The sequence below is a fragment of the Bradyrhizobium sp. LHD-71 genome, from assembly GCF_031157255.1.
Lineage (GTDB): Bacteria > Pseudomonadota > Alphaproteobacteria > Rhizobiales > Xanthobacteraceae > P52-10.
On sequence record NZ_JAVIFX010000059.1, the window covers coordinates 1 to 12,597 of the forward strand.

11 protein-coding genes are annotated in these 12,597 nt (G+C 62.4%); 9 read left to right on the forward strand and 2 right to left on the reverse strand.

Going from position 1 to position 12,597, the window contains the following annotated elements:
- Positions 1 to 205 precede the first annotated feature (205 nt).
- From RCO31_RS34255 to RCO31_RS34275, 5 genes are all read left to right on the forward strand, one after another.
- Positions 206 to 949 carry a glutathione binding-like protein gene (locus tag RCO31_RS34255; RefSeq protein ID WP_308972875.1) on the forward strand — a complete coding sequence of 248 codons (744 nt, stop codon included), beginning with the start codon at positions 206 to 208 and terminating at the stop codon, positions 947 to 949.
- 197 nt (positions 950 to 1,146) lie between these two features.
- Entirely contained in the window at positions 1,147 to 1,494 is a 348-nt protein-coding gene (locus RCO31_RS34260) for a hypothetical protein (RefSeq protein ID WP_308972876.1), read from the forward strand.
- A 611-nt stretch (positions 1,495 to 2,105) separates the two neighbouring features.
- Positions 2,106 to 3,047, forward strand: coding sequence for an ABC transporter permease (locus RCO31_RS34265; protein WP_308972877.1), 942 nt, complete (start codon positions 2,106 to 2,108; stop codon positions 3,045 to 3,047).
- Positions 3,048 to 3,059: 12 nt separating this feature from the next.
- Positions 3,060 to 3,950: an ABC transporter permease gene (locus RCO31_RS34270; protein ID WP_308972878.1), complete on the forward strand. Its 891-nt coding sequence runs from the start codon at positions 3,060 to 3,062 to the stop codon at positions 3,948 to 3,950.
- On the forward strand, positions 3,947 to 5,608 hold the full coding sequence (locus RCO31_RS34275) for an ABC transporter ATP-binding protein (protein WP_308972879.1): 1,662 nt from the start codon (positions 3,947 to 3,949) through the stop codon (positions 5,606 to 5,608). Before RCO31_RS34270 ends, RCO31_RS34275 begins: the two co-directional genes overlap by 4 nt.
- Positions 5,609 to 5,622: 14 nt before the next feature.
- Here the strand turns inward: RCO31_RS34275 and RCO31_RS34280 are convergent, their stop codons facing one another.
- Positions 5,623 to 5,757: a hypothetical protein gene (locus RCO31_RS34280; protein ID WP_308972880.1), complete on the reverse strand. Its 135-nt coding sequence runs from the start codon at positions 5,755 to 5,757 to the stop codon at positions 5,623 to 5,625.
- A 28-nt stretch (positions 5,758 to 5,785) separates the two neighbouring features.
- Here RCO31_RS34280 and RCO31_RS34285 point away from each other — a divergent pair, with 28 nt between their 5' ends.
- Positions 5,786 to 7,288, forward strand: coding sequence for a M81 family metallopeptidase (locus RCO31_RS34285; protein WP_308972881.1), 1,503 nt, complete (start codon positions 5,786 to 5,788; stop codon positions 7,286 to 7,288).
- Positions 7,289 to 7,396: 108 nt separating this feature from the next.
- On the opposite strand, the gene RCO31_RS34290 is transcribed toward RCO31_RS34285, so the two are convergent.
- The gene (locus tag RCO31_RS34290) at positions 7,397 to 9,019 is read right to left on the reverse strand and encodes an ABC transporter substrate-binding protein (RefSeq protein ID WP_308972882.1); all 1,623 of its coding nucleotides are present in this window, start codon (positions 9,017 to 9,019) and stop codon (positions 7,397 to 7,399) included.
- A gap of 404 nt (positions 9,020 to 9,423) precedes the next feature.
- Between RCO31_RS34290 and RCO31_RS34295 the strand changes: the two genes are divergently transcribed.
- The 3 genes from RCO31_RS34295 (at position 9,424) to RCO31_RS34305 (ending at position 12,348) form a co-directional block, all read left to right on the forward strand.
- A complete protein-coding gene (locus tag RCO31_RS34295; RefSeq protein ID WP_308972883.1) occupies positions 9,424 to 10,182 on the forward strand; it encodes an aldolase/citrate lyase family protein in 759 nt (252 codons plus the stop codon).
- A 172-nt stretch (positions 10,183 to 10,354) separates the two neighbouring features.
- A complete protein-coding gene (locus tag RCO31_RS34300) occupies positions 10,355 to 11,398 on the forward strand; it encodes a C-terminal binding protein (RefSeq protein ID WP_308972884.1) in 1,044 nt (347 codons plus the stop codon).
- Positions 11,399 to 11,583: 185 nt separating this feature from the next.
- Entirely contained in the window at positions 11,584 to 12,348 is a 765-nt protein-coding gene (locus RCO31_RS34305) for an SDR family oxidoreductase (protein ID WP_308972885.1), read from the forward strand.
- The last annotated feature ends 249 nt before the right edge of the window (positions 12,349 to 12,597 follow it).

The following is a 12,597-nucleotide window of genomic DNA, read 5'->3' on the forward strand; positions in this document are numbered from 1 at the left end:
CGACGATCGGCGACCCGCTTCGGGTGGCCGCCCGAAGCGGGTCGTTCCTCTCGGAACAGTCGGATTATAGCGGGGCGCGCCAATACAAGGAGCGAAGCGACGAAGCAATCCAGCGCGGCGGTTGCTGCAATCTCAGACTGGATTGCTTCGCTTCGCTCGCAATGACGATAAACGGGATTGACAGATCAACCCAAAGGAAAGCCCCATGATCGATCTCCATTACTGGCCGACGCCGAACGGCAAGAAGGTCACTATTCTGCTTGAAGAGCTCGGCATGCCGTACAAGGTCATTCCCTGCAACATCGGCAAGGGCGACCAGTTCACGAAAGGCTTTCTCGACATCGGCCCCAACAATCGCATGCCGGCGATCGTCGATCATGCGCCGGCTGGCGGCGGTGCGCCGGTCAGCGTGTTCGAATCCGGGGCGATCATGATGTATCTCGCCGACAAGGGCGGGCGTTTCTATCCGCAGGATCTCCGCGGCCGCGCCGAAGTGAACCAGTGGGTGATCTGGCAGATGGCGAACCAGGGACCGAAGACCGGCGAGTACGGTCATTTTCAACGTCTGGGCGAGACCAAGGGGGATCAGTCCTACGCGGTCCGCCGCTTCGGAGACGAGGTCAACCGCCTCTACGGCGTACTCGACAATCGCCTCTATGACCGCCGCTATCTCGCGGGCGACGACTACACGATCGCCGACATGATCTCGTATCCCTGGACGGTGAACTGGAAGGGGCAGGGCCAGAACATCGACGATTTCAAGTATTTCAAGCGCTGGTTCGAGGAGTTGAGCGCGCGGCCGGCCGTCCAGCGCGGGCTCGCCGTCACGGCCGGCGGGCCGGTCGAGGATCCGAACAGCCTTTCGGTCGAAGAGAAGGAGCGGCGCGCAAAACTCCTCTATAACCAGCGCGCCAGACCCGCGCCGGAAGGCGGGTTGCTCAAGGTGTGACGGAGCGACAGCTCTCAGGTCTTACGTTCACGGTCGACGACGTTCTTTCGTGGTCGGTGTGGTTTCATCCACCGGCCGCAGCACCATTCTCCGCGCAGATGTTGCGCCGCATCCGCCGACTTATTAAAGGACATCACGGTAGGCTTCCGGCAAGCGCCGGAGTGCGATCGAATGGATGTTGACGAAAGGTGTGGGACATGGCTGGGGCGGATCTGGACGCCATCATTCGGCGCAGCGCGAAGGAGCAGCACAAGAGCCTGATGGACGCAGTAAAGGAACGGCGCGGCCATTTCCTCGCCCTCGCCGCCAAGGCAAAGGACAGCGGCACGCGGGATCGTCACAAGCACGCGGCGAAGGACGCAATGCTTCACGGCACAGCCATCGCCAAGCGGCTGCGAATGTCCGCCGAAAATGCCGCCGACAGCTACGCACGATCGATAAGGTTTGCGGCCGAACAAAGGGCGAAGAACGAGAAGCCTGGGAAGGCTAACAAGCCTGAAAAGGCTAACAAGCCTGGGAAGGCTAACAAGAAGAGGCCGAAATGAGGGAACGCTCCGCTGCGAAAGGACGCGTTTTGCGGCGGTGAACCGGCCGGCGCTGACCCGCGTGCGCGCCGGAGTTGGTGAACGTTGACACCACAATATGCTCGGCGTCATCCCCATAGTCGTTCGAAGAACGGCGTCGCTTCGCTCGCCCATAGCCGTTAGAAGAACGGCGTCGCTTCGCTCGCCTACGGGAAAGCAGGGATCCATATTCCAGAGCGACGGTGATTGGCCTCTGACGCTCTGGAATATGGTCCCCGCCTTCGCGGGGACGACACCGAGAGTAAAACCAACCTGACTACATCACGCTTTGAAGCCTGATTCCGGAAGCGGAACTCCGGTCATTCGAATTCATTTGCGGTTCGAACAGTACGTTGGTTCCGGCGAGTCTCAGGGAGCCCGCTGAGAAACTCGGTGTCCCATTGTCTCACCACAAGCGAAGGCTGCTCGAATGAGCCCGGCCTGTGGCACCAATTGTGCATGGCGATCGCCGCGGGTCTGGATTGTTTCAGCGGATCAGGTTTAGCCTCGCCCGGGGCAACGCTTTGACCTGATTGGCCGGTACAGTAGGCTCGGCGGATAAGAGCTACGGTCGGCCTTCGCGTGGGTAGTGGATGTTTGGGTATCTCGTTCGCCGCATTCTTGCCGCCATCCCGGTCATGGGCGTGGTCGCGCTGTTTGTGTTTCTCCTGCTTCGGCTCACACCGGGTGATCCCGCCGCGATCATCGCCGGCGACAACGCAAGCCCCGAGCAGCTTGAGCGCATCCGGACCATGCTTGGCTTGAACGAACCCCTCTATGTCCAGTTTTTCACGTGGATCGGCAGGCTTTTGCGGGGTGATCTCGGCGTATCCTTGATTTCCAACGTGCCGGTGCTGACCATGATCGGCCAGCGCATCGAGCCGTCGATCAGCATCGCGGTGGCGACGATCATCCTGTCGATCCTTGTCGCCGTGCCGCTTGGTACCATCGCGGCATGGAAGCACGGAACGTGGATTGACCGGTTCGTCATGGTGCTGTCGGTGGTGGGCTTTTCGGTGCCTGTCTTCGTCATCGGCTACGTGCTGATCCAGATCTTCGCGATCGACCTGCGATGGCTGCCGGTTCAGGGCTATCGCAGCATCGCGGCAGGCTTTGGTCCGTTCTTCGAACGGATCATCCTGCCGACCTGTACGCTATCCTTCATCTATATTGCGCTGATCGCGCGCATGACCCGCGCCGCGATGCTCGACGTGCTCAATGAGGATTATGTACGGACCGCGCGTGCAAAGGGCCTGCGTGAAACGGCGGTGCTGCTAAGGCACGGCCTGCGCAACGCAGCCGTTCCCGTTATCACCGTGATCGGCACCGGCTTTGCGCTGCTGATCTCCGGCGTCGTCGTCACTGAAAGCGTGTTCAACCTTCCGGGTATCGGCCGTCTGACTGTCGATGCGGTGCTGGCGCGCGACTATCCGGTGATCCAGGCAATGATCCTGCTGACGTCGGCTCTCTATGTCGCTGTCAATCTGCTGGTCGATGTCGCCTATACGCTGCTCGATCCCCGAATCCGCTACTGAGCAGGCTTAAAGATGGCGATCGAAACCTTGCCCCAAGCCTCGCTTCCCGTCACGCGACCGTTTGGTCGCAGGCTTGGATTCCTGACATCGACCCCCATCATCACGGCGGCGACGGTCTGCCTTGGCCTGATCACGGCGTTGGCGATCCTGGCGCCCGTGCTTCCGCTACACGATCCATTGCAGCTTGCGCCGGCACAGCGGTTGAAGCCGGCCAGCGCGCAATTCCTGCTTGGCACTGACGCCTACGGTCGTGATCTGCTGTCGCGGATCATTTATGGCGGGCGGATCTCGCTCCTGATCGGGCTCGGTGCGGCCGTCTGTTCAATCGGCGTTGGGCTTGTGATCGGCCTGATCTCCGGCTTCTTCAGGTGGATCGACGCCGTGATGATGCGGATCATGGACGGCCTGATGGCGATCCCGAGCATTCTGCTGGCCATCGCGGTGATCTCGCTCTCAGGCGCGAGCCTGACGACAGTGCTTGTCGCCATTACCATCCCTGAGATCCCGCGCGTCGCACGGCTTGTCCGCTCGGTCGTGCTTTCGGCGCGCGAAGAACCGTATGTCGAGGCGGCAATATCGGTCGGCTCGAGCATGGGGAAGATCATGTGGCGGCATCTGATGCCGAACACCATTGCGCCGCTGATCGTGCAGGGCACATACGTTTGCGCGTCCGCCATTCTCACCGAAGCGATCCTGTCGTTCCTCGGTGCCGGCATCAGCCCGGAGACGCCGACATGGGGAAATATCATGGCAGAGGGACGCGCGTTCTTTCAGGTCAAGCCGTCGCTCATTTTCTGGCCGGGCCTGATGCTGTCGCTGGCGATCCTCAGCGTCAACCTGATCGGGGATGCCGCACGTGATGCGCTCGATCCTCGCATGCGACAGCGCGGGGGTGAGGCGTGAACGAGCAGGCCACATCCGGAAGCGCCGTCCTCGAGATCAATGATCTCGCCGTGGGCCTGGGCGGAGCTGCGAGAAGTCAACGCGTCATCGATGGCATCTCCCTGCACGTGCGCGAGCGCGAAACCTTGTGTGTCGTCGGTGAAAGTGGCTCCGGCAAGTCCGTCACTGCCTTGACCGTGATGGGCCTGCTGCCGAAGCGGGTACTGACGCCTGTGGGTGGAAGTGTCAGGCTGGCCGGCGAAGAACTTTTGTCCGCGAGCAGCAAGCGGCTTCGGCAGCTGCGTGCGACCACAATGGCCATGATCTTTCAGGAGCCGATGACCGCGCTTAATCCGGTCGTGCCGATCGGCCGCCAGATTGACGAGGTGTTGCGCGTGCACACGGACCTGGACGCGCGGGCGCGACGCCAACGCATCCTCCAGATGATGGAGCAGGTGCGCCTGCCGGAGATCGAGCGCATTTTCGCGTCATATCCACATCGGCTGTCGGGCGGCCAGCGTCAGCGCATCATGATCGCAATGGCCCTGGTGCTGAAGCCGAAGCTCTTGATCGCTGATGAGCCGACCACCGCGTTGGATGTCACGACGCAGAAGCAGATCCTCACGCTGATCCGCGATCTGCAGCGCGATCACGGCACCGCCGTCCTGTTCATCACCCATGACATGGGTGTCGTGGCCGAGATCGCCGATCGCGTTGCCGTGATGCGCAATGGCAAGCTGGTCGAAACCGGTCCGCTTGACACGATCCTGCGTGCGCCGACCATGGAATATACGCGCAACCTGCTTTCCTCGGTGCCGAGCCTGGTGCCACGGCCGCCGCGACCGCGCACGGACGAGCCTGTGGTGCTCGAGGCCAATGAGCTCGGCAAGATCTATCGCGAGCACTCGTTCTTTGGACACGCCCGCGAGGTCGCTGCAGCGCAGGATGTGACCCTGACGCTGCGCAAGGGGCGCACGCTCGGCATCGTCGGCGAAAGCGGCTCCGGCAAGTCGACCGTGGCGCGTTGCATATTGCGGCTGATCGACCCGACGTCCGGGCGTGTCCGTCTCGCCGGCCACGAGATTTCGAACCTGTCACGGCGTCTGCTGCGATCGCACCGGCGGCGGATCCAGATCATCTTTCAGGATCCCTATCGCTCGCTCAACCCGCGCATCACGGTCGGTGAAACGATCGCGGAGGGGCCGGTCAACTTTGGCGTGCCGCATGCCGATGCGCTGGCGAAGTCGCGCGAGCTGCTTGAACTGGTGGGCTTGCCGCCGGACGCGATCTCGCGCTTTCCGCATCAGTTCTCCGGCGGTCAGCGCCAGCGCATTGCGATCGCGCGCGCACTTGCGCTTGATCCCGACGTGCTGGTTGCGGACGAAGCGGTCTCGGCGCTCGATGTCTCCGTGCAGGCCCAAGTGCTCGACCTGCTCGACGAAATTCAAACGCGATTGGGCGTCGCTCTCTTGTTCATTACCCACGACTTGCGGGTTGCCGCGCAAATCTGCGACGATGTTGCCGTGATGCAGCATGGCCGCGTCGTTGAGCATGGGTCGGCCGCGCAAGTGCTGACCAGCCCACAACAGGCGTACACCCGCAGCCTGATCGATGCGGCGCCCGGCCGCGGATGGGACTTTGCCAATTTTCGGCCGGTTGAGACCGCAGCCATGTCGTGAACGAGGCTGATTCGTCATTGCGAGCGAAGCGAAGCAATCCAGTGCTGAGTCGCCGCGTTCTCGGCGCGGCCGTTCTGGATTGCTTCGTCGCCATAGGCGAGCGAAGCGACGCCGTTCTTCGAACGGCTATGTCTCGCAATGACGGGCATAGATCTTTCCAACGGAGGTCAACGACTGATGACACGTATTGCCGTCGGCGGTTTTTTGCACGAGACCAACACCTTTGCTCCGACCAAGGCCACATTTGATGATTTCGTGCAGGGCGGCGGCTGGCCGGGGATGACGCAGGGTGCCGAGATCCTCGACGTCATGCGCAACATCAACGTCGGTCTTGCCGGCTTTGTCGAAACGGCGGAGGCCAAGGGCTGGGAGCTCGTGCCGACCATCGCCTGTGCCGCAACGCCTTCTGCGCACGTCACGAAAGACGCCTTCGAACGCATCGGCAAGGTGATGGTGGAGGGAATTGCCTCGGCGGGACGCGTCGATGGCGTTTATCTCGATCTGCATGGTGCGATGGTCACCGAGCACCTCGACGATGGCGAGGGCGAAATACTTGCCCGCGTGCGCAAGGTGATCGGTCAGGATCTGCCGCTGGTGGCGAGCCTTGACCTGCATGCGAATGTCACGCCCGAAATGGTCCAGCACGCGGATGCGCTGATCGCCTACCGAACCTATCCGCATATCGACATGGCCGATACCGGACGCGCCTGCGCCGAGCATCTGGCGCTGATGCTGGCCAGCAGGAGCCGGTTTGCGAAGGCGTTTCGGCAACTGCCGTTTCTTATTCCCATCAGCTGGCAGTGCACGACCGATCAGCCGATGCAACAAATCTATCAGCGCCTCACCGCGCTTCAGAGCAGCGCGGTGCCGACGCTCTCATTCGCTCCAGGCTTCCCGGCGGCGGATTTTGCCGGCTGCGGGCCGAGCGTCGTGGCCTATGGCACCACCCAGGCCGGGGCTGACGCGGCGGCCGACGAGATTGCTGCGGCGGTCGTCGGTCGGGAGAGCGCTTTCGACGGCCGCATCTATCTGCCCGACGAAGGCGTGCGTCTTGCCATGGAGCTGGCGAAATCCGCTAGCAAGCCGATCGTCATCGCCGACACGCAGGACAATCCAGGGGCGGGTGGAGATTCCGACACCACCGGGATGCTGCACGCGCTGGTGCGCAACAACGCTACGCGTGCCGCGACCGGCGTCCTTTACGATCCACAGGCGGCCAAGGCCGCGCATGCTGCAGGTGTCGGTGCGACGGTGACGCTTGCACTCGGTGGCAAGTCGGGCATTCCGGGCGATGCTCCCTATCAAGGGAGCTTCATCGTCGACAGTCTCTCAGACGGAAAGTTTGTCGCGTCGGGGCCTTTCTATCGCGGACGTCAGATGGACATGGGGCCGTCGGCGGCCCTGCGCATCGGCGGCGTCAGCGTGGTCGTGAGCTCGCGCAAGGCGCAGCTCGCGGACCAGGCGATGTATCGCTACGTCGGCATCGAGCCGACGCAGCAATCGATCCTCGTCAACAAGAGCTCGGTGCACTTCCGCGCCGATTTCGAACCGATCGCCGAAAAGCTCCTGATCTGCGCCGCCCCCGGCGCAATGCCGGCCGACCCCGCAACGCTTCCCTGGAAATACCTCCGTCCCGGCATCCGCCTCAAGCCGAACGGACCAGTGTTTATGCCGAGGTGAAGTAATCATCCCGTCATTGCGAGGAGCAAAGCGACGAAGCAATCCAGTCGGCAGTTGTGGTGCATGCCGCGCCGGATTGCTTCGCTTCGCTCGCAATGACGCAAGACCCTAATTCGTCTTGTCAATATTCCAGAAGACCGGGGTCGCCGGGCCATCGAGCACGCCGGTGAGCGATTTGCGCCATGCGCTCGGCGCAAAGTACTGGCCGAGCGGGATGTAGATAACCTGCTCGTAGTTGTGCTTCTGGATGTCGGTCGCGAGCTTCTTCTGCTCGTCCGGCGTTGATGCCCGGGCGAAGGCATCGCGCAGCTGCTCCATCTTGGCGTCTTCCGCCCAACCGAACCAGCCGCCGTTCTTGCCGCGGCCGCCGACCGAGACGTTCGCGATTGGATTTTGCACGTCCGCGCCGACCCAGTTGGTGAAGAACATGTTCCAGCCGCCTTCCTTCGGCGGCTTCTGGCTGGCGCGACGGGTCACCACCGTCTGCCAATCGGTCGCCTGCACGTCGACCTTGAAGCCGGCCTGACGCAGGAGCTGCGCTGAGACGATCGGCTGCGCCTTCAGCGTGACGACGTCGCCGGGCGCCATGATCACGATCGGGGTGCCGTCATAACCGGACTCGGCGAGAAGCTTCTTTGCCTCCGCCATGCCGTTGCCTTTCACCAGCGTCTCCGCCCCGACTTCGGTGGCAAGCGGCGTGTCGCAGACGAATACCGCGCCGCAGATCTTGTAGTATTTCGGATTGCCGATCAGCGCGTCGAGCACATCCTTCTGGTTCAATGCCAGAAGTGCGGCGCGGCGGACCTTGACGTTGTCGAAGGGCGGATGGAGGAAGTTCATGCGGCCGAGCGTCTGGAAGCCGAACTTGTTCAGCGTCTCCACCTTCAGCTCGTCATTGGCTTCGACCACCGGCAGGAGATCGAACGGCGGGTTCTCCATGAAATCGATGTCGCCCGATTGCAGCGCATTGAGCGCGGTCTGTGCGTCCGGCATGGTGACCCATTCGACGCGATCGACCTTGACCACCTTGCCGCCGGAGGTCCAGCTTGCCGGCTCCTTGCGCGGCACGTAATCGCGGTTCTTCTCGTAGACCGCCTTCACACCGGGTTGAAATTCCGCCTGCACGAATTTGAAGGGACCGGATCCGATCTGCTCCGGGATTGCCTTTCCGGCCGGTGTTTCCGCCAGCCGCTTGGGCATCATGAAGGGCACGAGTGAGGAGGGCTTGCCGAGCGATTCCAGCACCAGCCCGTAGGGCTCCTTCAGCTTCAACGTGATGGTCTTCGGATCGGTCGCTTCGAGACTGGCGACGAAGTCCATGAGCTTCTGGCCCATGCCGTCAGCCTTGCCCCAGCGCTGCAGCGATGCCACGCAGTCTTCCGCGGTGACCGGGGCGCCATCATGCCACTTCAGCCCGTCGCGCAGCGTGAAAGTATAAGTGAGCTTGTCGTTGGAGATCTTCCAGTCCGCCATCTGGGGCTGAATCTTGAAATTCGAATCCGTCGCCACCAGCGTGTCGTAAACCATGTATCCGTGATTGCGGGTGATGTACGCTGTCGTGATCCCCGGATCGATCACGCGCAGATCGGAATGCAGGACTGCCGTGATGGTTTTGCCCGCGGCGAATGCCGGCGAGGCGAGTACCGCTGCAGCTAAGAGAATCGGCAAGGAAATAGAACCGCGAACGCTTGACGCTGTGGTGGGACGTTTCCAACGCGGGAAGTGGAACATCGAGCTCTCCTGACGTGAGACTGGTCAAAACGAGATGATCGCTTGTGCATGCGGCCCGCAATTTAGGCGGGCTAACCCCCTGTAAATCCTGCATTTCGAGACTTGCATCGGGTGCGGTGCGCGTCAAGGAGTGGTGAATAGTGAATAGGACGTAGCGAACAGGGCGGGATGCCGCAGCGCGGGCGAGCGAGGCGACCCGCGCCCTGACTCCATATGCCTGCGCGTCACTTCGTTCATGCAAGCAACCGGTCATTCACTCGTCACTGTTCGCCATTCACCTCTTCTCTTTTCACCCGCTGCAATTTTGCTGCGCCGCGCATTGCTCCCGCGATCTCCTCTCGCTAGCGTCGTTCAAAAGGCGTCTTTACAAGCGTCGGCTCGCAACGACGGCAACGGAGAATTCCATGGCAAACAAGCTCAAGGCGGCCTGGCAGGCGAACAAGGCTGTCGTCAACGGCTGGCTGGCGATTCCGAACGCGTTTTCCGCGGAGATGTACAGCCGCGCCGGTTGGGACAGCGTGACCGTCGATATGCAGCACGGCGTCCAGGACTACCTCTCCTGCGTGGCTTGCTTCCAGGGCATGCAATCGTCCGGCGTGGTGCCGATGGTCCGCGTGCCGTGGAACGAACCGGGCATCATTGGCAAGGTGCTCGACGCCGGCGCCTATGGCGTGATCTGCCCGATGGTCAACACCGAGGCCGAGGCGCGGGCGCTGGTCCAGTACAGCAAATATCCGCCGAAGGGTACGCGCAGCAACGGCCCGATCCGTGCGGGCCTTTATGGCGAGGCCGGCAACTATCAGAAGACGGCGAACGACGAGATCGTCCTGATGCCGATGATCGAGACCAGGACCGCGATCAGCAACATCGACGCCATCCTCGACGTGCCGGGCATCGACGCGATCTATATCGGCCCGTCGGACCTGTCATTTTCGCTCGGCAAGGAGCCGAAGCTCGATGTCGAGGATCCGGAGGTCTTGAAGATCTACGAGGGCTTGCTTGCCGCCACCTCAAAGCGCGGCATCGCCGCGGGCCTGCATTGCGGTTCAGCCTCTTACGCGAAACGCATGATCAAGATGGGCTTCAAGCTGGTGACGATCTCCAACGAAGTCGGACTGATGGTCAACGCCGCTAAGGCGGCCATCGCGGAAGTCAGGGGTTAGTTTACGTTAGTTGCGAGGACCGGGCGACCCACGCCGTCATTGCGAGCGAAGCGAAGCAATCCAGTCTGAGGTTGCCGCAATTGCCGCACTGGATCGCTTCGTCGCCATAGGCGAAGCGAAGCTACGCCGTTCTTTCGGACGGCTATGCCTCGCAATGACAAGGAGGGATGAAATGGCCAAATACAAAGTCATCACGCCGAAGGGCGCAAGCTTCACCACGGCGGGTGGGGGATACGATCTGGAGACCGAGGCGCTGATTCCGATCGATGCGGAGATCGTCGAGGCGCCGGCCGATGAAGCGGGCTTCATCGCCGCGGCGAAGAACGCCGACGCGATCTACGCCAAGGGCATTCCGATTACCAAGTCGATCATCGATGCGCTTGAGAACTGCAAAGTGATCTCGCTCGGCAGCGTCGGCGTCGACAGCGTGGACGTCAAGGCGGCAAGCGCCCGCGGCATTCCAGTCACCAACGTGCCTGACACCTTCATCGAGGAGGTCGCGGATCACGCCATGGCGCTGCTGCTTGGTTCCTTCCGCCGGCTCATCGAGCAGGACCGGATGGTGCGCGAGGGACGTTGGGGCGAAGGGCGCCCCGCGCTGCTCAAGATTCCACGGCTGGCGGGGCAGACGCTCGGCTTCGTTTCGTTCGGCCGCGTGGCGCGCGCCGTGGCGAAGCGCGCTGCACCGTTCGGTCTGCGCATGATCGCCTACGATCCGTTTATCGAAGAGATGCTGATCTCCGATCATGGCGTGCTGCCGGGCACCCTGTCGGAGGTGCTGCAGCAGTCCGACTTCGTGTCGATGCACGCACCGGCGCGGCCGGAGGTGCATCACATGCTGACCGAGAAGCACTTCCGCCAGATGAAGAAAACTGCGATCTTCATCAACACTGGCCGCGGGCCGACCGTGGATGAAGAGGCACTGATCAAGGCGCTGCAGGAAAAATGGATCGCCGGCGCGGGCCTGGACGTGCTGGAGAAGGAGCCGCCGTCGCACAACAATCCGCTGCTCTCGATGGACAACGTAACGCTGTCGCCGCACAACGCCTCCGCCTCAGCCCGCTTCGACGAAGCGCGCAAGCGCCGCGTCGGCTACGAGCTGTCGCTGGTGCTGACCGGCTTCTGGCCGATGAGTTGCGTCAATCCGCAGGTGCTGCAGAATACCAAGCTGAAGCGCTGGCAGCCCATCGGCATGGGCCGCGGCCCGAACAGCTGACTACCCGTCATTGCGAGGAGCGAAGCGACGAAGCAATCCGGCGCGGCATCTAACGCAGCCTCAGACTGGATTGCTTCGTCATAGGCGAGCGAAGCGACGCCGTTCTTCGAACGGCTAGGGGCGAGCGAAGCGACGCCGTTCTTACGAACGGCTATGGCTGGCAATGACGAGCAAAAGGAATTCCAATGTCCAAGCTCGACGGAAAGATCGTATGGGTGACCGGCGCCGGTAGCGGCATCGGTGAGGCCGCAAGCGTCGCGCTCGCCGGCGAGGGGGCGACCGTGGTGCTGACCGGCCGCCGCAAGGAGCCACTCGACGCGGTCGCGGCGCGTATCACGGCGAGCGGGGGCAAGGCTGTCGTCGAGGCTGCAGACCTGACCAAGGCTGCGTCAGTCGATGCGCTCGCGCAGAAGATCGTCGCGACGTTCGGAAGGCTCGACATCCTCGTCAACAATGCTGGCGTGAACATTCTCGCACGCGACTGGAAGCGGATCGACGCAACCGGCATCGACACGCTGTTGCAGGGGAACCTGAACTCGGCCTTCTACTGCGCGCGCGCCGTGCTGCCGGCGATGCGGGTGCAGGGCGGCGGGCAGTTGATCCACACTGCCTCGATGGCGGGCCGCAACATCTCGCCTCTGTCGGGCCCGGGCTATACGGCTGCGAAGCACGCCGTGGTCGCGATGAGCCACACCATCAACATGGAAGAATGTGTCAACGGCATCCGTTCGACAGTGGTCTGCCCGGGCGAGGTTAACACGCCGATCCTGAAGCAGCGCCCCAATCCGCTCTCGGAGGAAGAGCTGGCACGAATGCTGCAGCCCGAGCAGTGCGGTGACCTTATCCGCTATCTCGCCTGCCTGCCGGCCAGCGTGACCATCAACGAAGTCTGGATCACTCCCACCTGGAACCGCAGCTACGTCGCCGCCTTGGAGCGCAAGCCGCTGTAGCGATAGCGAGCAGCGAAGTCGTGTAGCCCGGACGAGCGTAGCGACATCCGGGGCAGAGTCTGCGCCAAGCTCCGTCATTGCGAGGGCGCAGCCCGAAGCAATCCAGCCTGAATCTGCTGCAAATGCCGCGCTGGATTGCCGCGTCGCTTCGCTCCTTGTATTGGCGCGCCCCGCTATAATCCGACTGTTCCGAGAGGAACGACCCGCTTCGGGCGGCCACCCGAAGCGGGTCGCCGATCGTCGGATCGA